The organism is Ralstonia mojiangensis (assembly GCF_023955645.1).
GTDB classification, from domain to species: Bacteria; Pseudomonadota; Gammaproteobacteria; order Burkholderiales; family Burkholderiaceae; genus Ralstonia; species Ralstonia mojiangensis.
Window position 1 is genome coordinate 696,031 of sequence record NZ_JAMXHU010000003.1, and the last position, 25,857, is coordinate 721,887.

At 65.1% G+C, this 25,857-nt stretch carries 21 protein-coding genes and 1 tRNA gene; 16 read left to right on the forward strand and 6 right to left on the reverse strand.

What is annotated here, in order from left to right; all coding sequences use genetic code 11:
• Positions 1–103 precede the first annotated feature (103 nt).
• On the reverse strand, positions 104–1,144 hold the full coding sequence (locus NG898_RS15405) for a purine-nucleoside phosphorylase (protein ID WP_252693204.1): 1,041 nt from the start codon (positions 1,142–1,144) through the stop codon (positions 104–106).
• Entirely contained in the window at positions 1,141–2,256 is a 1,116-nt protein-coding gene (locus NG898_RS15410) for a purine-nucleoside phosphorylase (protein ID WP_252693206.1), read from the reverse strand. The genes NG898_RS15405 and NG898_RS15410 overlap by 4 nt, the downstream gene beginning before the upstream one ends.
• Before the next feature lie 412 nt (positions 2,257–2,668).
• On the opposite strand from NG898_RS15410, the gene NG898_RS15415 reads away from it, so the two are divergent.
• The gene (locus tag NG898_RS15415) at positions 2,669–4,489 is read left to right on the forward strand and encodes an ArnT family glycosyltransferase (protein ID WP_252693208.1); all 1,821 of its coding nucleotides are present in this window, start codon (positions 2,669–2,671) and stop codon (positions 4,487–4,489) included.
• A gap of 79 nt (positions 4,490–4,568) precedes the next feature.
• Here the strand turns inward: NG898_RS15415 and alaS are convergent, their stop codons facing one another.
• Positions 4,569–7,211: an alanine--tRNA ligase gene (gene alaS / locus NG898_RS15420; protein WP_252693210.1), complete on the reverse strand. Its 2,643-nt coding sequence runs from the start codon at positions 7,209–7,211 to the stop codon at positions 4,569–4,571.
• Between the two features lie 206 nt (positions 7,212–7,417).
• Between alaS and NG898_RS15425 the strand changes: the two genes are divergently transcribed.
• The 10 genes from NG898_RS15425 (at position 7,418) to NG898_RS15470 (ending at position 16,756) form a co-directional block, all read left to right on the forward strand.
• Complete coding sequence (locus tag NG898_RS15425) at positions 7,418–8,638, forward strand: CaiB/BaiF CoA transferase family protein (RefSeq protein WP_252693456.1); 1,221 nt, start codon at positions 7,418–7,420, stop codon at positions 8,636–8,638.
• 32 nt (positions 8,639–8,670) lie between these two features.
• Positions 8,671–9,123 carry a DUF2214 family protein gene (locus NG898_RS15430; protein ID WP_252693212.1) on the forward strand — a complete coding sequence of 151 codons (453 nt, stop codon included), beginning with the start codon at positions 8,671–8,673 and terminating at the stop codon, positions 9,121–9,123.
• A gap of 295 nt (positions 9,124–9,418) precedes the next feature.
• Entirely contained in the window at positions 9,419–9,841 is a 423-nt protein-coding gene (locus NG898_RS15435) for a tripartite tricarboxylate transporter TctB family protein (RefSeq protein WP_252693457.1), read from the forward strand.
• Between the two features lie 19 nt (positions 9,842–9,860).
• Entirely contained in the window at positions 9,861–11,363 is a 1,503-nt protein-coding gene (locus NG898_RS15440) for a tripartite tricarboxylate transporter permease (protein WP_252693214.1), read from the forward strand.
• 190 nt (positions 11,364–11,553) lie between these two features.
• Positions 11,554–12,552 (forward strand): lipase family alpha/beta hydrolase, encoded by a 999-nt coding sequence (locus NG898_RS15445; protein WP_252693215.1) that lies wholly within the window; start codon positions 11,554–11,556, stop codon positions 12,550–12,552.
• 60 nt (positions 12,553–12,612) lie between these two features.
• Positions 12,613–13,635 (forward strand): lipase secretion chaperone, encoded by a 1,023-nt coding sequence (locus tag NG898_RS15450; RefSeq protein WP_252693217.1) that lies wholly within the window; start codon positions 12,613–12,615, stop codon positions 13,633–13,635.
• Between the two features lie 62 nt (positions 13,636–13,697).
• On the forward strand, positions 13,698–15,449 hold the full coding sequence (locus tag NG898_RS15455; protein ID WP_252693219.1) for a glutamine--tRNA ligase/YqeY domain fusion protein: 1,752 nt from the start codon (positions 13,698–13,700) through the stop codon (positions 15,447–15,449).
• 44 nt (positions 15,450–15,493) lie between these two features.
• Complete coding sequence (locus NG898_RS15460) at positions 15,494–16,057, forward strand: YceI family protein (RefSeq protein WP_252693221.1); 564 nt, start codon at positions 15,494–15,496, stop codon at positions 16,055–16,057.
• Positions 16,058–16,073: 16 nt separating this feature from the next.
• Positions 16,074–16,295: an RNA-binding S4 domain-containing protein gene (locus tag NG898_RS15465; protein WP_252693222.1), complete on the forward strand. Its 222-nt coding sequence runs from the start codon at positions 16,074–16,076 to the stop codon at positions 16,293–16,295.
• Between the two features lie 77 nt (positions 16,296–16,372).
• Entirely contained in the window at positions 16,373–16,756 is a 384-nt protein-coding gene (locus tag NG898_RS15470; protein WP_092971721.1) for an MAPEG family protein, read from the forward strand.
• Positions 16,757–16,817: 61 nt separating this feature from the next.
• Here the strand turns inward: NG898_RS15470 and NG898_RS15475 are convergent, their stop codons facing one another.
• Positions 16,818–18,140, reverse strand: a complete 1,323-nt coding sequence (locus NG898_RS15475) for a DUF3999 domain-containing protein (protein ID WP_252693224.1) — start codon at positions 18,138–18,140, stop codon at positions 16,818–16,820.
• The gene (locus NG898_RS15480) at positions 18,137–20,998 is read right to left on the reverse strand and encodes a DUF2339 domain-containing protein (protein WP_252693226.1); all 2,862 of its coding nucleotides are present in this window, start codon (positions 20,996–20,998) and stop codon (positions 18,137–18,139) included. Before NG898_RS15480 ends, NG898_RS15475 begins: the two co-directional genes overlap by 4 nt.
• 172 nt (positions 20,999–21,170) lie before the next feature.
• Between NG898_RS15480 and NG898_RS15485 the strand changes: the two genes are divergently transcribed.
• The 5 genes from NG898_RS15485 to NG898_RS15505 all read left to right on the forward strand — a co-directional run bounded on the left by NG898_RS15485 (position 21,171) and on the right by NG898_RS15505 (position 23,940).
• A complete protein-coding gene (locus NG898_RS15485) occupies positions 21,171–21,722 on the forward strand; it encodes a YaeQ family protein (protein WP_045204548.1) in 552 nt (183 codons plus the stop codon).
• Between the two features lie 42 nt (positions 21,723–21,764).
• Positions 21,765–22,118, forward strand: a complete 354-nt coding sequence (locus NG898_RS15490) for an FKBP-type peptidyl-prolyl cis-trans isomerase (protein WP_012761517.1) — start codon at positions 21,765–21,767, stop codon at positions 22,116–22,118.
• Positions 22,119–22,181: 63 nt separating this feature from the next.
• A tRNA-Cys gene (locus tag NG898_RS15495) sits at positions 22,182–22,257 on the forward strand.
• Positions 22,258–22,393: 136 nt separating this feature from the next.
• The gene (locus NG898_RS15500) at positions 22,394–23,134 is read left to right on the forward strand and encodes a gamma-glutamylcyclotransferase (RefSeq protein ID WP_092971725.1); all 741 of its coding nucleotides are present in this window, start codon (positions 22,394–22,396) and stop codon (positions 23,132–23,134) included.
• Between the two features lie 11 nt (positions 23,135–23,145).
• Positions 23,146–23,940 carry an ankyrin repeat domain-containing protein gene (locus NG898_RS15505; RefSeq protein ID WP_252693228.1) on the forward strand — a complete coding sequence of 265 codons (795 nt, stop codon included), beginning with the start codon at positions 23,146–23,148 and terminating at the stop codon, positions 23,938–23,940.
• Positions 23,941–23,989: 49 nt separating this feature from the next.
• Here the strand turns inward: NG898_RS15505 and NG898_RS15510 are convergent, their stop codons facing one another.
• A complete protein-coding gene (locus NG898_RS15510) occupies positions 23,990–25,696 on the reverse strand; it encodes a long-chain fatty acid--CoA ligase (RefSeq protein WP_252693229.1) in 1,707 nt (568 codons plus the stop codon).
• Positions 25,697–25,857 lie beyond the last annotated feature (161 nt).

Below are 25,857 nucleotides of genomic sequence, written 5' to 3' on the forward strand. Positions count from 1 at the left end.
CGCCCGGCAAGAGCGATGGTCAGCGGTCAGCAAATTGCCCATCGCCATCCATCAAATGAGAATGATTCGCATTATATAGATTGAAATGTGATGTCAGCAACTGTTAATTCGCCGGCACCCCCTGTTTCCACTGGGGCCAGTGCTGCACGATGTCGTCCAACAACGGCTTGGCCGCATTGACGAGGTTGTGCGTAGCCGGCACAAAACCACCCTGCTGCGCGTAGTTAATGAGCCCGTCGGACGCGGTCTGGCCATCGTAGGGGCGATCGAAGTCGGACCCGGCGCGCAGCAGTGCCACGCGGCTGAAGTCGACCTTGCCCGCACGGGCGCCGCGCGTCAGCACTTCCAGCGTGGCGTTGTCTTCCTGCGCGGTCGTGCAATACGTGCCCTTGTTGTCGGTCATGGTCTTCACCCAGTCACGCGCACGCTGGCCCAAGTTGCGGCCGGCCCACCAGGTATCGGCGGAGGCCACGTCGCATTGGATGACGGCAGGCGGCTGGTTGGCCGGCGCATACGCATAGTTTTTGCGGAAGGCGATGGCCTCTGGGCTGTCTTCCAGCGTCGCCGATTTCGACAGCGTGTATGCCCGCTGCAGCAACGTCTCGTTGAGCTGGAACACTTCGGTGCGGTAGTCCATCGGCGGCTTCTCGCCCGGGCCCTTGGTGCCGATGCCGAAGTAACCGTACGGCCAGCCAGCCGGCATCTCGCGCGCATCGATCTCGTGCGAGAGACCGTAATCGACCGCATACCGCGCCCACGCCGCCGAGCCCACCGTCCCCTGCCCCGGATCGATGCCCGCAATGCCGGCAATCACAAAGTAGGTGTGCGAGAGGTCAAGCTTGCTGCGATAGAGCAACGCGGAAATCGTCGACGCGGCATTCGCATAGCCCATGCCCGTGGTGACCTGGCAGATGCCGTCGTAGTTGCACAGCATGTTCGGCGCGTCGGGTGACAGGCCAGAAATGTAGACCTTCTCCTTGAGGTCGTAGCGGTCGATGAACGGCTGTGCCTCGCCCTGGAACATGTTGATGACGATGACCTTGACGCCATCGAACGCGCAGCTGTTCAAAGTCAGCGCAGCGGCACCGACCGCACAAAGCTTGGCGATGGATCGCATGGGGGTCTTGAGTCGGGAATCGATCATGGCGAAGGCACTCCGTGTTTCCACACGCTCCAGCGCGTGACGATCTCGTTGACCAGCGGACCGCCCGCCAGATACAGGTTGTTGAGCGACGGCACGAACCCGCCCGAGTTGCTGTTGACCAGCGAGTCATACGGCGTCTGCCCCGGATACGGCCGGTCGAAGTTCGATGCAGTGCGCAACACGGCCACCCGCTGCAGGTCGAGCAGGCCTGCCTTGGAGCCACGCGTAAGCGCCTCGAACGTGGCGTTGTCTTCCTGCTGCGTGGTGCAGTACGTGCCCTGCCCGTCCGTCAGCAGCTTGACCCATGCCGCTTCGCGCTCGCCCAGCTTGGCGCCGTGCCAGTACGTGTTGCCCGCCGCGGTGTCGCATTGCACGACAGATGGCGGCTGGTTGGCCGGTGCGCTCGGGTAATTGGCGCGATAGGCGCGTGCAGTTGCGTTGTCGTCCAACGCCGCGCCCTTGGAAAGCGCCAGCGCCTTCTGCAGCAGCGCCTCGTTCACGCGGAAGACTTCGGTCTTGTAATCCAGCGGCGGCTTCTGCCCCGGGCCCTGTGTGTTGATTCCGATGAAGCCGTTGGGCCAGTTGGCGGGCACCTCGCGCGCGTCGATCTCCCAGGCAATGTCACTGTCGACCAGGAAGCGCGCCCACGCAGCGCTGCCGAGCGTGCCCTGCGACGGATCGATCCCCGCAATGCCGGCCACAAGGAAGTACGTGCGCTGCAGATCGAACTTGCCGCTGTAGATCAGCGCCGACACCGACGACGCGGCATTCGCCTTGCCCATGCCCGTGGTGAGCTGGCAGACGTCGCTCGCGTTGCAATGGACGTTCGGATAGTCGATGGACAGGCCCGGCACCGGCACCTCTTGCGTGAGGCCAAGCTTGTCGATCCACGGCTGCGCCTCGGGCGCAAACATGCTGATGATCAGCACCTTGACCTTGCGCGCGTGCGACTCCGGTGCGAGTTGCGCACCCGGCTGCGTTGACGCGCCAACGCCTGCCGCCAGCAACGCGCCAACCGCGACGGCACGCGCCAATCGTTTGCCTTTGCGCCCGAGCAGCCGGTGCGGCGGCTGCGGTGGCGGGGCGTCGACCTTGTCAGATAGGACGCTCATGGTTCTCCTCGGATTTGGGGATAGGAATGGGATCAACCCGCGCTGTGGGGAACAGCGCGCGCCACCGATGCAAATTGCCTGCCAAGCGGCACACAATCCCTACACAATCGGCAACGTTTTCCCGGTATAGGCCATGGCGGGGCCTGTCTCCAGCCGGGCCGCGTTCCCGAGCTTGTTCTCATGGCGCAGACAAGCCCCAACGCGGGGCGCGCCGTGCCCTGAAAGCCGCGCGGCGTGCCCCATGGAAATCCGTTGCTCAGGTTTGTGACGCGCCGCTCAGGTTCTCCGTAAGTTGTGCGTGATGTACTGCACACCGCCCCACCCGAACCGGATCGGGGCGTTCTGTCAGACATCCAAGCCGATCGGCCGGCCACCTTCCGGGCCGCATCCGGCAAACCGGAAACCTCGCACCATGCAGGAACCCACACGCCCTGGACGGCGGAGCGCACACACGCCCGCCGCGACCACGCACGTGCGTGACTTCACAGCAAATCCTGCCCTGCTCGCCTCAGGTGGGGTGATCGCCCCCACTGCCCCATCAGTGCGCGCATGGCCATGGCATGCGTTGCGCAAATGGCTCCTCGTCGCGCTGATCGCCTGCGCCTACCTGCTGCCCGGCACCCTCGGCCACGACCCATGGAAGCAGGACGAAACCTATACGTTCGGCATCGTCCAGCACATGGTGGCAACCGGAGACGCGATCGTACCGGTCAGCGCCGGCCAACCCTTTGTCGAGAAACCACCGCTCTATGCGTGGGCGGCAAGCGCGCTTGTCTGGTTGCTGGCCGACGTGCTGGCCGCGCATGACGCCGCGCGTCTCGCGAGTGCGCTGTTTGCCGGACTGGCTCTTGCGTTCACGGCGCGGCTCGCACGGGCGGCGACAGATGCATCTTCCTGGATGGACGCGCGTGTGCTCGGCACGGTGGCGCTGTGCGCAGGCTCGCTGATCGTCGTCAAGCACGCCCACGAGATGATTACCGACGTGGCATTGCTGGCAGGCACCGCCATCGGCTTCTGCGGGCTGTTCGAATGCGCGCTGCCGGCAGCACGTTCACGCGGCTCCGCATGGCTGCTCGGCATCGGTATGGGGATGGCGCTGCTGGCCAAGGGCGTATTCATTCCGCTGGTGTTCTGCATCACCATCGTCAGCGCGTGCGTGCTGCTTCCCGCGTGCCGCAGTCGCGCGTTCGTGCGACAACTCGGCACGGCGGTGCTGGTCTTCCTTCCATTCGCCACGATCTGGCCGACGCTCTTCTACCTGCGCGCGCCAGATCTCTTCCAGGTCTGGTTCTGGGACAACAACATCGGCCGCTTCCTGGGCTTTTCCGTACCCGTGCTGGGCGCGGAGAACGACGATCCGTTCTACGTCTGGCATTCGCTGCTGACCATCGGGTTTCCGGCCGGCCCACTCGCGCTCGTCGCACTGGCTGGGGGCGCGTGGCGAGATTGGCGTAAACCGCGTGTGGCGCTACCCCTCGTGTTCGCGGCTGTGGGGCTGCTTGCACTTCAGGTCTCGGCGACAGCCCGCCCGCTGTATCTGCTGCCGTTCATCGTGCCGCTGGCGATGCTCGGCCAGCAAGCGATCGCGCGGCTGCCGATGCGCGTGCACGCCATGTGGGACTACTTCAGCCGCGCGCTGTTCGGCAGCATCGTGCTGCTTGCGTGGCTGCTGTGGGCCGTCATGACGGAAAACACATCGCATGCAAGCCTGCTCTGGCTCGACCGCTGGTTGCCGGTCGACTGGACCTTGCCGTTTGACCCCACGCTGGTGGCCGCAGCGCTCGCCTTGACAGGGGGATGGCTCTGGCTGCTGCCACGGCTGAAACAAGCCGGCGCCTGGCGCGGCGCGATGTCGTGGGCAGCCGGTGCCATGGTGGGCTGGGGGTTGATCGGCACCCTGCTGCTGCCCTGGCTGGACGAGGCCAAGAGCTATCGGTCTGTGTTCGACAGCCTCAGTGCCAAGCTGGCGCCGGCATGGCGCGCCGATGATTGCATGGCGAGCCTGCATCTGGGCGAATCGGAAGCGCCCATGCTGCGCTACTTCACCGGCATCCTGCACCGACCCGTTGCACAATCCTCCGCCCACAAGTGCCGATGGCTGATCGTCCAGGACAGCCATGCGCACGCGCGAACGCCCGGAGAGGAATGGACCGAATTCTGGTCGGGCGCCCGCCATGGCGATCGGAATGAGCGGCTGCGCGTCTTCCAGCTGGAAACTACGCCGCCTCGCTGATTGCCCCAAAACAAAAACGGCGCGCGCCCCGTTGCCGGGAACGCGCGCCGTTCAGCGCATCCGATGCGAAGGCGTTACATCAGACCTTCTGCTGCACCCACGCTGCCACACCGGCCAGCGCCTGCGGCAGGTTGTCCGGCTCCGTGCCGCCGGCCTGGGCCATGTCCGGTCGGCCGCCGCCCTTGCCGCCGACCTGCTGGGCAACAAAGTTGACCAGCTCACCGGCCTTGACCTTGGCGGTGGCATCGGCCGTCACGCCGGCGATCAGCGCAACCTTGCCGTCGGTCACGCTGCCCAGCACGATGGCCGCGGTCTGCAGCTTGTCCTTGAGCTTGTCCATGGTCTCGCGCAGCGTCTTGGCATCGGCGCCATCCAGCTTGGCGGCCAACACTTTGATGCCGGCAACGTCCACCGCCTGGCTCACCAGTTCGTCGCCCTGGCTTGCGGCCAGCTTCGACTTCAGGCGCTCCAGCTCCTTCTCCAGCGTCTTCACCTGATCCTGCACCTGGCCGATGCGCTGCGTCAGTTCCGACGGCTGTGCACGCAGCGCGGCGGCCGCTTCGTTGATGCGCGTATCGAGCGTCTGCAGGTAATGCAGCACGTTGTCGCCGGTGATAGCTTCCACGCGGCGGATGCCCGCTGCCACGCCCGATTCGCTCACGATCTTGAACAGGCCGATGTCGCCCGTGCGCGCCACGTGCGTGCCGCCACACAGTTCCCTCGACGAACCAATCGACAGCACGCGCACTTCGTCGCCGTACTTTTCACCGAAGAGCGCCATCGCGCCATTCTTGACCGCATCGTCAAAGCCCATGAGCTGGGCGCTCGTCGCGGCGTTGGCGAAAATTTCTGCGTTGACGCGCGCTTCCACTTCGCGAATCTGCAGCGGCGTCATCGGCGCGTTGTGCGAGAAATCAAAGCGGGTCTTTTCGGCATCCACCAGCGAGCCCTTCTGCTGCACGTGGCTGCCCAGCACTTCACGCAGGGCCTTGTGCATCAGGTGGGTGGCCGAGTGGTTGCGCATGGTGCGCGCGCGGCGCACAGCGTCCACTTCCGCCGCCACGGCATCGCCAACCTTCAGCACGCCGGTGCGCAGCTCGCCATGGTGGCCGAACACTTCCGGCTGCACCTTGAGCGTATCGGCCACGTCAAACCAGACGGTCGCAGCCTTGAGCGTGCCCTGGTCGCCAACCTGACCGCCCGATTCCGCATAGAACGGGGTGTGGTCCAGCACCACCACGCCGGTCTGGCCCGGATGCATTTCCTGCACGGATGCACCGTCCACAAACAACGCCGTCACACGCGCGGTTTCGCGCACGAGCTGGTCGTAGCCGTGGAAGGTGGTCTTGTCGCCGGTGTAGTCGAGCGTGCCAGCGACCATCTTGAACTTGCCGGCCGCGCGTGCCTGCTCGCGCTGGCGGTTCATGGCAGCGTCAAAGGCGGCTTCGTCGACGATCACGTCGTTCTCGCGGCAGACGTCTTGCGTCAGGTCCAGCGGGAAACCGTAGGTGTCATGCAGCTTGAAGGCGAGTTCGCCGTCGAGCATCTTGGCACCAGAGGTCTTCAGCTCGCCCAGCGCGGCGTCGAGGATCGACATGCCATGCTCGATGGTCTCGAAGAAGCGGGCTTCTTCCGTGCGCAGCACTTCGACCACGCGGTCGCGCGCCTCACGCAGTTCCGGATAGGCTTCGCCCATCTGCGCCACAAGATCGTCCACCAGCTTGTGGAAGAACGCTGCGCGGCAGCCGAGCTTGTAGCCGTGGCGGATGGCGCGGCGGATGATCCGGCGCAGCACATAGCCGCGGCCTTCGTTGCCCGGGATCACGCCGTCGACGATCAGGAACGAGCACGCGCGAATGTGGTCGGCAATCACGCGCAGCGAGTTGTTGGCCAGATCCTTGGTGTTGGTCTCACGCGCGGCGGCGGCGATCAGCGCCTGGAACAGGTCGATCTCGTAGTTGCTGTGCACGTGCTGCAGGATCGCAGCCAGACGCTCCATGCCCATGCCGGTGTCGACGCACGGTGCGGGCAGCGGGGTCAGCGTGTATTCGCCGGTCGCCGGATCGAGCTGGCGATCGAACTGCATGAACACGTTGTTCCAGATTTCGATGTAGCGGTCGCCGTCGGCTTCCGGGCTTCCCGGGGGGCCGCCCCACACGTCCGGGCCGTGGTCGTAGAAGATTTCCGAACACGGGCCGCACGGGCCGGTTTCGGCCATCTGCCAGAAGTTGTCGGAGGCGTACGGCGCACCCTTGTTGTCGCCGATGCGTACGACGCGCTCGGGCGGCAGGCCGATGACCTTGGTCCAGATGTCGTAGGCCTCGTCGTCGGTCTGGTAGACGGTGGCCCAGAGCTTGTCGGCCGGCAGCTTGTATTCCTTGGTCAGCAGTTCCCACGCCCATGTGATGGCGTCGAGCTTGAAGTAGTCGCCGAACGACCAGTTGCCCAGCATTTCAAAGAACGTGTGGTGACGCGCGGTGTAGCCGACGTTCTCCAGGTCGTTGTGCTTGCCGCCGGCGCGCAGGCAGCGCTGCACGGAGGCCGCGCGCACGTACGGGCGCTTGTCGGTTCCAAGGAAGACGTCCTTGAACTGCACCATGCCGGAGTTGGTGAACAGCAGCGTCGGGTCGTTGCCCGGCACCAGCGGCGAGGAGCGCACCACGGTGTGGCCCTTGCCCTCAAAGAACGTCAGGAATTTTTGGCGGATATCGGAGGCTTTCATGTCGCGGGGTGCCGGAGTCAGCATTGCGCCTCGGAGCATCCGCTCCTGAGCGCCTTGGATTAGTGCAAACCGTTGATTATACGGGGTTCGCGCCCCGGTCGCGTCCATTCTGCGCCGCATTTCCCCCGGTTGGTCGCGTAGGGCTGAGGGCCTGCCTGGGCGTGGTGTAGAGTGCACCCGTTCCAATCGTGTCGATTCGTCAATCCATGGGCGCTCTGAGCCATCTCCGTGTTCTCGACCTGACCCGCGTGCTTGCCGGCCCCTGGTGCGCGCAGAATCTTGCCGATTTCGGCGCTGACGTCATCAAGGTAGAACGCCCCGGCGCCGGCGACGACACGCGCACCTGGGGCCCGCCGTGGCTCAAGGACGAAGCGGGCAACAACACCGCCGAAGCCGCCTATTACCTCGCGGCCAACCGCAACAAGCGCTCGATCACCGTCGACATCAGCACGCCAGAGGGCCAGGACATCGTCCGCAAGCTCGCCGCACATGCGGACGTGGTGCTCGAAAACTACAAGGTCGGCCAGCTCAAGAAATACGGGCTCGACTACGCATCGCTCAAGGCGGTAAAGCCGGACCTCGTCTACTGCTCCATCACCGGCTTCGGCCAGACGGGCCCTTACGCCGCGCGCGCCGGTTACGACTTCATCGTGCAGGGCATGGGCGGCTTCATGAGCCTGACCGGCGAGCGCGACGACCTGCCTGGCGGCGGCCCGCAGAAGGCCGGCGTAGCCATTTCGGATTTGATGACCGGCATGTACGCCACCGTGGCCGTGCTGGCCGCCCTTGCCCATCGGGATCGCACCGGCGAGGGCCAATACATCGACATGGCCTTGCTCGACGTGCAGGTGGCGATGCTGGCGAACATGAACACGAACTATCTGGCCAGCGGTCAGGCACCCAAGCGCTGGGGCAACGCGCACCCGAACATCGTGCCGTATCAGACGTTCCAGGCCGCCAATGGCTGGATCATCGTGGCAGTCGGCAATGACGGCCAGTTTCGCCGCTTTGTCGAAGCCGGCGGCATGCCCGAGCTGGCCGACGACCCGCGCTTTGCCACCAACCCGCAGCGCGTGGCCAACCGCGACGTGCTGGTGCCGATCCTGGCCGAGATGGTCAAACGCTTCGGCAAAGGCGAATGGATCGACAAGCTCGAAGCCGCCGGCGTGCCGTGCGGCCCGATCAACTCGCTCGACGAGGTGTTCGACAACGAGCAGGTGCAAGCGCGCGGACTGCGCGTCGACCTGCCTCACCCGAGTGCCGGTAAGGTCAAGCTGGTCGGCAGCCCGGTCAAGATGAGCGCCACGCCACCGAAGGCCGCGAGCCACCCGCCACTGCTGGGCGAGCACACCGAAACCGTGCTGCGCGACGTGCTCGACTTCTCGCCCGAGCAGATCGAAGCACTGCGCGCGCAAGGCGTCATCTAATCGCAACTTCTTCCACCCAAGACGAGGTCCTCATGTGGCTTGATGCGTTGCTGGCTTACCTGCATTACATCTCGATCTTCACGCTGATCGTCTTTCTCACCGCCGAGGCCGTGGTGCTTCGCCCGGACATGACGCCCGAGATCCGCCAGCGCCTGGCACGTTATGACGCTGTGTTCGGCTTCGCCGCGCTGGCGGTGCTGATCACCGGGTTGCTACGCGTGTTCTACGGCGCCAAGGGCTACGCGTTTTACGTTCACAATCCGGTATTCCACGTCAAGGTCGGGCTGTTCATTCTGGTCGGGCTGATGTCGATCGTTCCGACCATCAACATCCTGCGCTGGAAGAAGCAAGGCAAGACGCTGCCCAACTTCGTGCCCACGCCCTCGGAAATTGCGAAGACGCGGCGTTGGGTCATGATCGAATCGCACTTGATCATCTTCATTCCGCTGGCGGCTGTGTTGATGGCGCGCGGTATCGGCATGTAAATGCATGGGGCCGCGCAACCGCATTGCCCGGCCCCAAGTTTTCCCCAGGGCAACGCTAGGGACAAACCCTGAATCGTTTGCCCAGGCGCCGCGCCGGACCATGACACGGTCCATCCTCCCCTCCGCAAGGTGCTTGAAAGCCGGTCTGCTTAGCGTGCAAACTTGGGCGCCTTACAAGGCATAAGGCGGCCTGCCACACCCGGCGCTGCACGCCATTCCGAGGAGACCAGACTTGCAGAACGATCCACAAGGTCGTCCGGTGATCCGCAGTCACCAGGACTTTGCATCCGGCGTCATGTTCATCGTCGCCGGTGCAGCGTTTGCCATTCTGGCGCGCAGCTACCGCATGGGGACGGCAGGCAGCATGGGGCCCGGCTACTTCCCGTTCTGGCTGGGCGTGGTCCTCGTGCTGCTGGGCGTGGTGGTGGTCGTGCAATCGTTGTCGCGCAAGGGCGTGATCGATCGCATTCCGCGCTGGGACGTCAAGACGCTGCTGTGGGTTCTCGGCTCGGTGGTGCTGTTCGGGCTGCTCCTGCAACCGCTGGGGCTGGTGCTCTCGCTGGTGGTGCTCGTGCTGGTCTCCAGCATGGCGAGCCACGAGTTCACGCTCAAAGGCGCGGTCGGCACCGCCATCGTGATGGTGGTGATGAGCCTCGCGGCCTTTGTTTACGGGCTCAAGCTGCAGTTCCCGGTGTGGCCCGCCTTCATCGGCAATTGAGCGAGACGCGGACGACACCATGGATCTCTTTGCCAATCTCGCGCTCGGCTTCTCCACCGCACTGTCTATCCAGAACCTGATCTACGCGTTCATCGGCTGCGTGCTTGGCACGCTGATCGGCGTGCTGCCTGGTCTCGGCCCCATCGCCACCATTGCGATGCTGCTGCCCGCCACGTATGCGCTGCCGCCGGTAGCCGCGCTCATCATGCTGGCCGGCATTTACTACGGCGCACAGTACGGCGGCTCCACCACGGCCATCCTCGTCAATCTGCCGGGCGAATCGTCATCGGTCGTGACCACCATTGACGGCTATCAGATGGCCCGACGGGGCCGCGCAGGTGTGGCGCTGGCCACCGCGGGTCTGGGCTCGTTCTTCGCGGGCTGCGTGGCCACGCTGGTGCTGGCGGCATTTGCCACGCCGCTGTCGGAATTCGCGTTTAACTTCGGGCCGGCGGAGTATTTCTCACTGATGGTGCTGGGCCTGATCGGGGCGGTGGTGCTGGCCTCGGGCTCGCTCATCAAGGCGATCGCGATGATCGTGCTGGGCCTGTTGCTCGGTCTGGTCGGCACCGACGTGAACTCGGGCACCGCGCGCTATTCGTTTGACGTGCCGGAGCTGGCCGACGGGCTGAACTTCGTGTCGGTGGCGATGGGCGTGTTCGGCTTTGCCGAGATCATCGCCAACCTCGAACAGAGAGAGCACCGCGAAACCTTTGTCGAGCACGTGCGCAACCTCTGGCCCAGCCGCGAAGACTTCAAGCGCATGATCCCGGCCGTGCTGCGTGGCACGGCGCTCGGCTCGCTGCTGGGCATCCTGCCCGGCGGTGGCGCGACGCTGGCGTCGTTCGCGTCGTATTCGCTGGAGAAGAAGACGTCGAAGTATTCACACGAGTTTGGCAAGGGCGCCATCGAAGGTGTGGCCGGTCCGGAATCGGCCAACAACGCTGCCGCGCAGACGTCCTTCATCCCGCTGCTCACGCTGGGCATTCCGCCCAATGCGGTGATGGCGCTGATGGTGGGTGCGATGACCATCCACAACATCCAGCCCGGCCCCCAGGTGATGACCAGCAACCCCGCGCTGTTCTGGGGCCTGATCGCCTCGATGTGGATCGGCAACCTGATGCTGATCGTGCTGAACCTGCCGATGATCGGCGTGTGGGTGCGTCTGTTGAAGGTGCCGTATCGCTTTCTGTATCCGGCCATCCTGGTGTTCTGCTGCATCGGCGTGTATTCGGTGTCGAACACAACGTTCGATATCTTCCAGACGGCGCTCTTCGGATTGATCGGCTACATGTTCGTGAAGCTGCGCTGTGAACCGGCGCCCATGCTGCTCGGCTTCGTGCTCGGGCCGATGATGGAAGAAAACTTCCGCCGCGCGCTGCTGCTCTCGCGCGGGGATTTCTCCACCTTCGTCACGCGCCCGCTGTCGCTGGGGCTGCTGATTGCAGCGGGCATCCTGATCTTGTTGGTGGCTCTGCCGGCTATCAACAGGAAACGCGCGGAGGCGTTTCAAGAAGAGTAAGAGGCGCGACGTTGCTGCATCGCACCCTACGAAACCGGAGGCTCGCCCTCCGGTTTTTGTTTGCGCACGCGGCAGCGCAGCATTAGAGCCAAACCTCCACTCCAGTTGACGTTGGACACGGCGCTTCGGATAACGGAGGGCGATCGGCCCACAGAGGTCGACCACCTATCCAATGTCAGGAGACAACCGAATGTCACAGACTTCCCTGCTCCATGCTGTCTATGGATCAGCGCGCAGCTTCCTGCGCACACACGCTGCAGCCGCCGTCTTGGCCACATCCGCGCTCACCTTGGGTGCGGCCGCACCGGCCCAGGCCGCCAGCACGTATGCCGCCACCAAGTACCCGATCGTGCTGGTGCACGGCCTTTCGGGCACCAGCAAGTTCCTCGGCGTGGTCGATTACTGGTACCAGATCCCCGAAGACCTGCGCGCCAACGGCGCCAATGTCTACGTGGCCGATGTCTCCGCCTTCAACGATGAAACCGTGCGCGGCGAACAACTCGTCAGCCAGATTCGCAGCGTGCTGGCCACCACGGGCGCCGCCAAGGTCAACCTCATTGGACACAGCCAGGGCGGGCTGACATCGCGCTACGCGGCAGCCGTGGTACCGAACCTCGTGGCCTCCGTCACCACCATCGGCACACCGCACAAGGGGTCGGAGTTTGCGGACTTTGTGGAGTCGACACCGGCGCCGTTCCAGGCGCTCGTTAATCTCGGCGCCGACATATTCGGCTCGGTGCTCGGCTGGTTCAACGGCAATAGCAATCCGCAGAACGGTTTTGCGGCGCTGCATATCCTGTCGACGTCGGGCGCGGCCGATTTCAATAAGGCCTTCCCGAGCGCGGGCTTGGCCAGCGGGTGCAACACCGGCAGCGCCACCGACGTGCGCAACGGCAACGTGCAGAAACTGTATTCGTGGACGGGCCGCTCCACCGCCACCAACCTTCTCGACGTGTTTGATCCGGTGCTGGTGTTCAGCGGCGGCGTCATGCAGGCGCGTGGCTCGGGAACCAACGACGGGCTCGTCTCCGTGTGCAGCGCGAAGTTCGGGCAGGTCTTGTCGACGGATTACGCGTGGAACCACCTGGATGAGGTCAACCAGTTGCTCGGCCTGATCGGCTGGGGCGCCGCTGACCCCGTTGCTGTGATCCGCACGCAGGCCAATCGACTGAAGACGGCAGGTCTCTAACCCTCTAATCGCCTAACGCCGATCGCCACGATGAAGCCCCAATCGCCATCGATACAACCCATGACGTTTGTTGTCGCCGTGCTGGTGGCGGTGTCGGTGGCGGGCGGGGTCTACTGGTGGCACACGTCGGATGCATCGGACACGCCTGTGGCTTCGCAGCCGCAGGCGGCCAAGGGCGCATTCATCGGCGGCGTGGGCGGCGAACCATTGACGACCGCCGCGGCCGCACCCGAGTTGGCCGACACCCAGGCGCCGGACGGCCTGCACGTCGATGCGCACGGCCACCTCATCGTCGAAGCCGCCAACCGTGCGGTGTTCGACTACTTCCTGGATGTGCCCGCGTCGCTGCCCGAAGCACAGCGTGTGTCGATGGCCGAGGCCCATCTGCGCGCCAGGCTGATCACGCCCGCGCTGGCGGAGGCGCAATCGCTGTTGCAGCATTACCTGGCTTATCGCAAGGCAGCGTCTGAAAATGGCACCACCGGCCGCAACAAGCCGAGCCTCGAACAAGTCCAGCAGCGGCCGGAGCTGATCGCCACGCTACGCCAGCAGTTGAGCGAGCGCACCGCGTTGCGCCGCCAATACCTGGGGGCGGACGTCGCCCAGGCCTGGTACGGCGATGACGAAGCGATGGACGCCGCCGCACTCGACCGCCTGGCCGTAATGGCTGATCCGTCGCTCACGCCAGAGCAGCGCGCTGCCAGGATCGCCGCCATCGATGCCAACCTGCCGCCCTCGGTGCAACAGGCGCGGCGCGATGCCTCCGCCCCGCTCAAGCTCGCCAGCGACATGGAAGCGTGGACCAAACAAGGTATGAGCGAGGCCGAGATGCGCCAGCGCCTGTCAGCGCGCGGCGTGGACAGCCTCGTGGCCGACCGCCTCATCCAGGGCAACCGCGAAGAAGCCGACTGGCGCAACCGCTACGACGCCTACACGCGCGAACGCGATCGCATCAACGCCTTTACCGGCCTTTCGGAAGCCGATCGCGCCGCGCAAATCGCGCAACTCCGGCAGCAGACTTTCACCGCCTCGAATGAGCTGTTGCGCGCACAGGCGCTCGACGGCCTGGCCCAGCGCAAATAGCGTCCGGGGGCGTAAGCCGCCGGGCACTGTAAAATCGCGGGATTGCCGAATCACGCACTCCCATGAGCCAAGACAACGCCACTGCCAACGGGTCGACTGCCGCCGCCCCCACGTCCAACTTCCTGCGCCAGATCATTGATGGCGACCTCACGCAAGGCACCTACGCCAATCGCAAGGACGCCACCGGCCAGCCGATCCCGCCCGTGGTCACGCGCTTTCCGCCGGAGCCCAATGGCTACCTGCACATTGGTCACGCCAAGAGCATTTGGGTGAACTTCGGCATGGCCAAGGATTACAACGGCCGCTGCCACCTGCGCTTTGACGACACGAACCCCGTCAAGGAAGACACCGAATACGTCGATTCCATCATCGACGCCGTGCACTGGCTCGGCTATTCGTGGAGCGATGCCGGCGGCGAGCACCTCTATTACGCCAGCGACTACTTCGAGCAGCTCTACGGTTTTGCTGAAGTGCTGATCCAGCGCGGCGCGGCCTACGTCGACAGCCAGAGCGCCGAGCAGATCGCCGCCAACCGGGGCGACTTCACCCGCCCGGGCACGCCGTCGCCGTTCCGTGATCGCTCGGTCGACGAAAACCTGGCGTTGTTCCGTGACATGCGCGCCGGCAAATACAAGGACGGCGAGCACGTGCTGCGCGCCAAGATCGACATGGCCGCGCCCAACATCGTGATGCGCGATCCGGTGCTGTACCGCATCCGCCATGCGCATCACCACCGCACCGGCGACGCATGGTGCATCTACCCGATGTACGACTTCACGCATTGCATTTCCGATGCGCTGGAGAACATCACGCATTCGCTCTGCACGCTGGAGTTCGAGAACAACCGCCCGCTGTACGACTGGGTGCTCGACCACCTGCGCGACGCCGGCGTGCTGCCCGCGCCGTTGCCGCATCAATACGAATTCGCGCGTCTGCACCTGACGTACGCCATCACCAGCAAGCGCAAGCTACTGCAACTGGTGACGGAAAAGCGTGTCGACGGCTGGGACGACCCGCGCATGCCGACGCTCGTTGGCATCCGCCGCCGGGGCTATACGCCGGAATCGATCCAGCTGTTCTGCGAACGCGTTGGCGTGTCCAAGGCCGACAGCTGGATCGACATGAGCATCCTGGAAGGCGCCGTGCGCGACGACCTCGATGCGCGTGCGCCGCGCTCGGTGGCCGTGCTGGACCCGGTCAAGCTGGTGCTCGACAACGTGCCGGCCAATTTCAATGAGCCGTGCTCCGCACCCGTGCACCCGAAGCAGCCCGAACTCGGCCGCCGCGAATTCCCGCTCACGCGAGAGCTGTGGATCGAGCGCGAGGACTTTACCGAGACGCCGCCCAAGGGCTACTTCCGCCTCTTCCCGGGCAACAAGGTGCGCCTGCGCTACGGCTATGTGATCGAATGCACCGGCTGCGACAAGGATGCCGACGGCAACATCACCGCCGTGCACGCCAACATCATTCCGGATACGAAGAGTGGCACGCCGGGTGCTGACAGCGTGAAGGTGAAGGGCAACATCCATTGGGTGAGCGCCGCACATGCGCTGGAAGCTGAAGTGCGCCTGTACGACCGCCTGTTCAGCGACCCGCAACCGGATTCGGGCGACAAGAACTTCCTGGATGCGCTCAACCCGGACTCCAAGAAGATCGTCACGGCCTACCTGGAGCCGACGCTGGCAACGGCCAAGGCGGAAGACCGCTTCCAGTTCGAGCGCCATGGCTACTTCGTGGCTGATCGCACCGACTCACAACCGGGCAAGCCCGTGTTCAATCGCGTGGTCGGCCTGAAGGACAGCTGGGGCAAATAAACACCGGCCCATGCGCGCCATGGGCCTCTGATATCGGAGGCATCATGCGTGCACGGATCCTATTGCTGGCGGGGTTGTTCACCACCCCCGCCTTCGCCACATCATTTGCGCCAGACCTGGCACACACCTCGGTCTACTTCGGCGCTTCGCATTTTGATCGGAGCACGATGCGCGGCCGTTTCGACAAGATCGACGGCGCCATCAATTTCGATGAAGCCACCAACCAGGGCGGCATCGATTTCACCGTCGATGCTGCATCCGTCAACACGCGCCTGCGGGTGCTGGACGGTGTGCTGAAATCCGAGCAGTTTCTCGACGCCGCGCAGTTTCCTGTCATCCGCCTGCGCAGCGACCGCTTTGTCGTGGAAGGCGGCAAGCTTATCGCCATCGAAGCCAAGCTGACGCTGCACGGTGTGACGCAGCCTGTGCGGCTGGAGGTGCGCCGCTTCAGTTGCGGAGACGAGAAGATGCCCGGCAGCACACGCCACGTCTGCGGGGGCGATTTCCACCTCTCCATTGCCCGCAGCGCCTTCGGCATGACGCGCTTTCTGCCCGACGTGAGCGACCGCGTCGACCTCGACATCAGCGTGGAAGCCACGCCTCAATAAACCTCGCGATCCATCCATGCCCAATATCGACTTCGCACTGACCACCGAATACATCGAGTTGCACAAGCTGCTCAAGCTCACCGGCGTGGTGGACAGCGGCGGCGCCGGCAAGGCGGTGGTCGCCGAAGGTGCGGTCACGGTCGACGGCCAGCCGGAACTGCGCAAGACCGCCAAGATTCGCGCGGGCCAGGTGGTCATGCTCGGGGATGTGCGCATTGCCGTGCAGGGTGCCGACTAACGCATCAGCTGTTTGAAAACGTACCTTGTGCTACGGTGCGGCACTTTCACATCCATCCCCAATCCAGGAGACTGACCATGCCGATCGCCCTCTGGTGCGTTCTGGTGGCTGCAGTGTTGCCGATCGTGTGCGTCGGCATCGCCAAGGCCAAAGGCCCGCGGTACGACAACCGCAATCCGCGCGCATGGCTCGCACAGCAAACCGGCGTCGCGGGCCGTGCCGGAGCCGCGCAGCAGAACCACTTTGAAGCGTTTCCGTTCTTTGCAGTGGCCGTGCTGGTGGCCATCCTGGGCGGGGGCGTCATCGACCGCATCAACCTGCTGGCCATCGCGTTCATCGTGGTGCGCGTGCTGTACACGGTGTGCTATCTCGCCAACTGGGCACCGCTGCGTTCGCTGATGTGGTTTGCGGGCTTTGCGTTGTGCGTTGCGCTGTTCGTTCAACCCGCCTTCGTGCACTGAACATCCGCTCTGCCAACAAAAACGGCGCCCAGATGGCGCCGTTTTTGTTGGGCAATGCGGTTTAAGTCGATGCATCCGGCGGCACGGACGGCGCGCGGAACAACCGCCAGGCCATGCCGCCCAGCACCGCCACCGCTGCCAACAGCGCGCCCCACAGAACCCACTGGCGCTTGCGGCCGCCCGGGGGTTCTGCCGTCAGCGCGTCGGCAGGCGAGTCGCTCATCGCGCCAAGCTGTGCCTGCGCAATGGCGGGCGACGCACCCGCGAGCAAATCCGCACGTGCGACCGGATTGCCGCGCGCCACTTCCGCCACCGCCAGCGTGAACGGCACATTGCCGCGCGCCGCATACGTGACCGTGGCCGGACGCCAGCCGATCGCCAACTGCGGCGCGCCGGCACCCAGGCCACCGCTGCGCGTGTCAACTTGCAGACGCCAATAGCGCTCCCCTGTAGCGGGCACGGTGATGGCCGCGTTTTCCTGCTCGCCCTTCCCCTCAGCGCCCGATAGCCGGAACAGACGCGCAGAGGTCACCGGCCGCCAGGCCGCCTGGGCATCGGCACGCGCATACAGCGTCGCCTGCGCGACGGTGTTGGCTTGTGGCAGATGGATCTTCACGCGTTCAACCGGGAACACGCCGCCGGTATCGAAGTAGTAATCGCCGACGGCGGGCGTTTGCACTGGCGCCAGATCCGAGCGCCACTGGATGGCGTTATCCGCGAGCGCGACCGGCGCACCGGCAGCCAGTTCTGCGCGCACGGCCTCCGGCACAGGCGGTTTGCCTTGCCATGTCAGGCGCAAGTATTTCGCCCGCAGCCCGGTGAATTCGATGCGATCCTGCACCAGCGTGCTGCCCTGATTGGACAGACGGAACAGCGTGGCCTGGGCGACCGGGCTCCAGTGCTGCAAGTCATCGCTGGCCTGCACGCTCACACCGCTCTGGAATTCCGCAGCGGGCAGCGCGACGATCAGCGCCGTCACCGTGTCACGAAGCTGGCTAAGGTCGACCACCCACGCGCGGACAGACGCCTGCGATGGCTGAGCGCCCGTTGCACGCAGCACGCCATCGGTACCGAGCACGACACCAGCGGCGCCCGGCTTCTGCGTATCGTCGATGGGCGTGGCGAACCAGTGCACGTCCTGCAGCGTGCGGGCCTGCGGCGCCGGGTCGCGCGGGATGTCGATGGTGAACGGCACGGGCTCGCCGTCGCCATTGAGGATGCGCAGGTCGGCCAGGCTGGCTTCGTGCGCATGGGCGTAGACGTCTTCGCTGAGCGTGACGGCGTAGTAAGGCGCGCCGGGCGTGCCGGTCAGCGCAAAGCGCTCGGCCCAGGCGGGGGCAGACAACAGCGACGCCGCAGCCATCGCAAGAACAACCTTCTTCACAGAACCTCCCCGGTTTCAGCTTCGGCGCTGGTTTTGGGCTTCGGCGGCAACGGCGACAGATAGCCGATCAGCAACAGCAGCACGCCAATCCCGATAAACGACACGATGCGCTCAACACCCGTGACGCGTGACAGGTCGAACAGGAACAGCTTGACCACCGTCACGCCCAGCAGCGCCCCGCCGGTGAACCACAGCGCGCGGCTGGCGCGCCGCGTGGCGAACACCATCACCGCCAATGCCAGCACCGTCCAGAACATCGACAGCGATGCCTGCACCAGCATGGAGGCGCCCAGATCGTCCAACGTGTACGGAACATGCGCCCAATGGTGCAGCGTGCGCAGCAGCACCGCGTTAGCCCAGATGAACAACGTCGCGCCGATGGCGTAGCCGATCACCATCGGCTCAGGTACGAGCTTCTGCAGTGCCACGCGACGCATCCACAACGCGATGGCGAAGAAAACCAGCAGTTGCGCCACGTCCAGTGGATTGAGAATCGGCAGGTAGAACAGCGGCGCGGCATTGCCGTCGCTGCCGGCGCTCGCCAGGCTCCACAGCCACAGCAGGGCAGCCAGCGGTGCGGCGCCCCACAGCAGGTAGGCGCGCTCGAAGCGGGCGATGGGCCAGCGGATACGCCAGCCTGCGCCCGCCAGCAGGGCCAGCAACGCGCCGTAGGCATAGGCCCACGCTGCGAAGCTCCAGGTGCCCTCGGGCACGTAGGCATCGAGGCGCCAGTAGCCTTCCGTGGCCAGTACGCCGCAGATCAGCCAGAACAGCACGGTATGCAGCGGCGCGAGGATGCTGTCTTTCACGTCGCGCTCCTGGCGGCGCAGCAGCACGAAGGTCAGCACCACGGCCGCAATCCACACCGGGCCGCCCCAGCCGGCCAGCGGTGACGGCACCCAATGCTCGATCGCAGCCAGCGAAATCAACGCGAGCACCGGCGACAACGCCAGCGCGGGCCATTCGGCCAGCGCCCAATCGAGCTTGCGGCGCAGGCCGTGCGCAGCCCACGCTGTCAACACTGCGAAGGCCGCATACAGCGGAATGTCCGGCCGGTCGACTGTCTTGCTGGCAATGCGCCAGGCCCAGCGGTCAATCTCGTTGCTGCCGCTGCCGAGCCACCACAGCAAGCCCCAGACCGACGCAGCAATGCCGAGCACCGGCGCTGCCTTCAGCCACGCCCGCGCCTCCGCCTTGCCATGCAGGCGCCAGCCGCTGAACACGCCCGCCGCCGCAATCAATACCGCGCCGATATAGCGGCTGTTGAGCACAGCCCAGCCGTTGTGCGGCGTCCAATCGAACACGGCATCCACGGCGAATGCGGCACCCGCCGCGAGCTGCAGGAGCAGGCCAGCCGCCAGCGCCAACCGACGCTGCTGACGCACACCCAGCCACACCACGGCGGCGCCTTCCAGCGCCCACACCGCACTGGTGGTGCGCCCATCGAACGCCAGCGGGATCGCCAGCGTGATAAAGATCACGCCCAGCGCGAACATCGCCTCGTACAGCAGGCCAAGGCTCGCGCGCCTGGGCGCCAGCCAGCCCGCAATCGCCAGATAGAACGCGGCCAGGGCGGTGGCGCTCCACGCCATCGCAAATGGAATGTGGTGCACCAGCCCCGCCTGCAGCCCCATCGCCACCAGCGGCGTGCCGAACACCAGCGTGCCGTCAACGTAGTTCGTCAGGCTGATATGGCGGCGCAGCGCGGTCAGCAGCGCAATGCCCACATACATCAGGAAGAAGAGGATCAGGAACGGCTCAGTGCTCGCCAGCAACGACGGTTGGTAACGCAGCACGCCCCACGCCGTCGCAATGCCGAACGTAAAGACGAAGCCCAGCAGATTCAGCGCTCGCCACGCCCTGAACCAGGCAATGGCAAAGATGCCCGCATTGAGCAGCGCGTAATAGCTGAACAACGCCACGTGGCTGCCCTGCCCGGTCGAGATCAGGATCGGCGCCAGGAAGCCGCCCGCACTGCCGGTAAAGGCCAGCGCCGGCGCGTTCTGCTTGACGGCCAGCCCAGCGGCCAGCGCGCAGATCAACACCAGCAGCGGAAACGCCATCCCCGGGCTGAGCAGTGGCACCACGCGCGTGGCGGCAAATACCGTCAGATACAGCACGCCGACCCCGCCACCCTGAAGCACCAGCGCATAGCCCGGACGCTTCTTGCGCAGGCGCCAGCCGATGCCCAGCAACGCAATTGCCCCGACCGCCACACCCGCCAGCCGGAATTCGACGGGCAGCAGGCTGTTGTCCGCCGCGTACTTGAGCAGGAACGCCACACCGAAGAACAGGATCAGGATGCCGACCCGCACCACGCTGTTGCCGCCCAGCAGCCAGTCGCGGGCAGCGCCGACGGCGCGCTCGACCCAATCGGGCTCGTGCGGCACCAAGACCGGCGCGGGCTGGGGAACAGGCTGAGGAGTCGGCTGCGGAGCCACCACCTGCGGCGCCGGCACAGGCACGGCAGGTGTCTCCACCAGTGGCAACGCCTCGGCCACGATCGGCGGCGCCTCAACGGCAGCGGCCTCCACGTTGGCGGGCACAGCAAACGTTCCACCTTTGATTTCAGCCATCTGCCGGCGCAGGAGCGAAACCTCGTGCTCAAGCTGCGCCACGCGCTCCTGCAGCGTCGCAGGCTGTGGCGACACAGCAGGCTGGGCGGGCGCATGGCCCTGCGCGGCGCCGCCTGCGTCCGGCGCGTCGGGTGGATTTGCCCACTGCGCGCTGGCCCGCTTGTCCATGTACAAAATCAGCGATGCCAGTCCCAGACCGATCAACGCTCCAAAGAACGCCCCGACGACGCCCCCCGACAGGCCTCCGAGCAACAGACCCACGATTCCGAATATCCAACGCATCGTTCTGATTGTCCTGGTTTGGATAGGAAAAACATGCGCCGACTAGCGCACGCACCGCTCATATACCGCAAACAGCCGCCGTTGGGAATGCGCCAGGCCAATGCCGTCAGCTTCACCGGCCCGTGCGACAATGCGCGCTTTGCCAAAAACGGCCCGTCCGCCGACCACCCGCATGGCCCTGAAATCCACGATCTACAAGGTCGATCTGCAGATCGCCGACATGGATCGCCACTACTACGCCAATCACGCGCTGACCGTTGCTCGCCACCCCAGCGAGAACGACGAACGCATGATGGTGCGCGTGCTCGCCTTCGCCCGCCACGCCAGCGAAACGCTTGCCTTCACGCGTGGCCTGTCCGAGCCGGACGAACCCGAACTCTGGCAGCGTGACCTGACCGACGCCATCGAGCTGTGGATCGACCTCGGCAACCCCGACGACACTCGCATTCGCAAGGCCAGCAACCGCGCCGAACAAGTCGCCGTCTATACATATAGCGGCAACGCGAGCCGCGTGTGGTGGCAACAAATCGAGACCAAGATCACGCGCTTTGCCAACGTGTCGGTGTACGAAGTCGCAGCGGACACCGTGGCCGCGCTGGCCGCCATGGTGGAACGCACCATGCGTCTGCAAGTCACCATCCAGGACGGCGACATCTGGATCGCCAACGACGCGGACAACGTCCACGTCCAGCTTGAAACGCTCAAGGCCGCAGACGCTGCCTGAGCTCTTTCCGCTTATCACCCACGCCACTCCACGAGGCTCATCATGACCATCGAAACCACCGCAAGCGGCCTGCAATACGAAGATGTCGTCGTCGGCGACGGCGCTGAAGCCACGGCCGGCAAATACGTCACCGTGCACTACACCGGCTGGCTCTACGAAAACGGCCAGGCCGGCAAGAAGTTCGACTCCAGCAAAGACCGTAACGACCCCTTCGCCTTCCATCTGGGCGGCGGCATGGTCATCAAGGGCTGGGACGAAGGCGTGCAAGGCATGAAGGTTGGCGGCACGCGCAAGCTGATCATCCCGGCGGCCCTGGGCTACGGCGCACGCGGCGCAGGCGGCGTGATCCCCCCGAACGCAACGTTGCTTTTCGAGGTCGATCTGCTGGAAGTCTGATCCTGCGCTAGAATCCGCCCCGGCTTGCGATGCGCCACACGGTGCATCGCAGCCGCCTCCCCCGGCGGGGTGGCAGAGTGGTCAATGCTGCGGCTTGCAAAGCCGTATACGACGGTTCAATTCCGATCCCCCGCCTCCAGTTTTCCGGCTGCGCATGCCTCACCGTTGCGGCCGCGCCATAGTCAAACGTCCCCCGAGCCTCGCAACGCCCTGTTTCCGGGCCGTCGTCCGTCCACCTGCGTGACCACTCGTAACGATTGCTCTATGCTTGCGACATGGCCGTCACCCGAGAGGATCTCGAACAGAACCGGTTGCGCGCCGCCCTGGGTGATTCGCCCGTCGCGTCGTCGTTGCTGACCGAGGCTGCGCTGGAAGCGTCGCTTGCATCGACGCTCGCGCGGTTGTCGGCTGCGCACGGCGAATGCCAGGACGCTTGGGTGTTCGGCTACGGCTCGCTCATCTGGAACCCGATGATCTTCCACACTGAGGCCACCCGCGCCACGGTGCACGGCTATCACCGCGGCTTCTATCTCTATTCCCGCATCAACCGCGGTACCTGGGACAACCCCGGACTCGTGCTCGGCCTGGACCGCGGCGGCAGTTGCCGAGGCGTAGCCTTCCGCGTTCCGCGCGACCATGCGGAGCATGAATTCCGCGTGCTCTGGCGCCGCGAAATGCTGACCGGCGCGTACCTCCCCCGCTGGCTGCCCACCGAAATCAATGGCCGACGCGTCATGGCGCTGGCTTTTGTCATGAACCGCGCGCACGAGGCCTATGCCGGCCGCCTGCCCGACGAACGCGTGGTCGGTTGCCTGCGCGAGGCGGTCGGGCTGTACGGCCCGGCACGCGAATACCTGCAGCGCACGCTGATCGGCTTGGCCAGCAATGGGCTGCGCGATCCGTACCTGGACCGCCTGTGGTCGCGCCTGCAGGCCACCGATGCGGCAAACGCCCCCTCTGTGACAACGGACGCAACGGACACCGCGCCGCTGCCCGATCCCTATCTCAGCGCCTGAACCCGCCCGCCATGCTTATCGCCCCGCATCCCGCGCTCAACCAGCTCATCGGCGTCATGCTGGGGATGGCACTGGCCGTGGGCGACATGGCCAATGCGTGGCAGGAGCAGCATCTGCCGATCCTGCATGTCGCAGCCAACGCCAGCGCCAAAGTGGCGCCCGGCGCGGCACGCCCGGCCGACGCCCGCCCCGTCCGCCACAGCGATCCCGCTACGCGTGACCGCGACCTGATCCTCGCCGCACAGGCCGGCAACACCATGGCCATCCAGTCATTGCTGGCCGAAGGCGCCAGCCTCAAGGCGCGTGATGCCGACGGCCGCACCGCGCTCATCGTCGCCGTCATGGCGCACATGGGTGCGGCGGCCCGCTTGCTCATCCAGGCCGGCGCCGACGTCAACCTGCAGGACAACACGCAGAACAGCGCCTTCCTGCTCGCTGCCATCCAGGGCGACGCGGAAACGGTACGCCTGGCCCTCTCGCACGGCGCCAATCTGCGCGCCACCAACGCTGACGGCGACACCGCGCTCATCCCGGCCGCACGCCGTGGCTACGTCGAAGTCGTCAACGAACTCGTGAAGGCCGGCGTACCGCCCGATGCCACCAACAACCTGGGCCTGACCGCGCTGATTGAAGCCGTGGCCCTGGGCGACGGCAGCGACAAATACGAGAAAACCGTGCAACTGCTGCTCGACGGCGGAGCCGACCCCAACCTGGCCGACCGCGGTGGCGTCACGCCGATGCGGCATGCGCGTCAGCGTGGCTTCCACGGGATCGGCGCACTTTTGTTCAAGGCGCGCGGACATTGAAAAAGGGGCCACTGAGGCCCCTTTCTCTTGATGCTCCCGGTTGCTCTCTTTAGGCTGCTGCCGGTTTCTCGGCCGCTTCATTCCTTGCGTTTTCCTGCTCCTGCAGCGTGCGCCACATCACCTTGCCCGTGCCGGACTTGGGCAGCGCATCCACAAACTCCACCACGCGCGGGTACTTGTAGGCGGCCATGTTGTCGCGCGCCCAGTTGATGATGTCGTCTTCGGTGGTCTTGCCCTTGGCGTGGGCCTTGAGCACCACCACCGCCTTGACCGACTCGCCGCGATACGCATCGCGCGTGCCGATGATGCAGGCCTCCTGCACGTCGGGATGCTTGTACAGCAGGCTTTCCACCTCGGCCGGCCAGACCTTGAAGCCTGACGCATTGATCATGCGTTTCAGGCGATCGGTGAGGAAGAAATAGCCGTCTTCGTCCATCCTGCCGAGGTCGCCCGTGCGGAAGAAGCGCTTGCCTTCGAACTCGATGAAGACTTCGGCACTGGCCTGCGGCTTGCCCCAGTAACCCAGGAAGACTTGCGGGCCGCTGACGATGATTTCACCCACCTCGCCAATCGGCAGCTCCTGCAGCGTCTGCGGATCGACGATGCGGGCGTCGGTGTTGAATACGGGAATGCCCAGGCACTGCTGCTTGGCCCGATCCGCCGGGTTGCTGTGCGTAGGCGCGATCGTTTCCGACAGGCCGTAGCCTTCCTGGTACGCGAGGTTGAAATCCTTCAGCAGCCGCTCGGCCACAGCCTGCGGCATCGCCGCGCCGCCGCCGCCGATGTAGGCCAGGCTCGACAGGTCGAACTCCGCCAGCTGCGGGCTCGCCAGGAAGTCGATCACCATGGTCGGGATGTTCGTCCAATGCGTGATTTTGTAGCGCGAGATCAGCCGCCCCGCCACCTCGCGATCCCAGCGCGGCAGCATCACGACCGTGGAGCCCATGTAGATCGGTGCGTTCATGCCGTACTGCATGCCGGTCACATGAAACAGCGGAATGATCGACAGACTCACGCCTTCCTTGGTCGAACTCGACCACATCGAACCACCGACGATGTTGTGCATGACCGTGCGATGCGGGTGCATGCAGCCCTTCGGGAAACCCGTCGTGCCCGACGTGTATGGCATCACTGCCAAGTCGTCCGGTCCGGCGGTATGCGGGCCGGGCACGAGGCGCTGCGCGAGCGCATCGTTCCATGCAACGGCACCGGGCTGCGCCGGATGCTGCGCGGTGATCCACGCGGGGGGTGCATCTTCGGGATATTCGTACTGGGCCGGCAGCGCATCGGCGTACGACGTGACCAGCAGGTGCTGGGTGCGTTGCGCCTCCGGCAGCTCGGCGTTGGCCGTGGTCACGTTGACGGCCAGATCTGCACTGCAGATGACCGTGGCTGCGCCCGCATCGGTGATGTAGTGCTTGAATTCTTCCGGCCGGTTCATCGGATTGACCGGCACGACCACCGCATCGGCGCGCAGGATGCCGTAATACGCGGCCATGAACTGCGGACAGTTCTGCATGTACAGCAACACGCGGTCGCCCTTCTGCACCCCCGCCACCTGCTGCAACCAGCCCGCCACGGCCACCGCATCGTCGTGCAACTCACGGAAGGTGGTGTGGCGACCGTAGAAGATGATCGCGTCCTTGTCCGGATAGCGTCGGGCAGACACTTCCAGGTTGTACCAAAGGCTCGTTTGCGGCGAGCTGATGTTGTGCGGCAAACGTCGGGGCCAGAACTGGAAGTGCGGTCGTGTCATGCCATGTCTCCGTGAATCTGTGTGTTGTTTTTACCGGATGGTATCCGAACGATCGTTCTATTTTCAACCATTGCTCTGACATACGTTATTGCGGCGGACAGGCGACCGGGGGACGCGCTCGAAACGACCCGCCCCACCCCCAAGTAAAATGCACGATACCT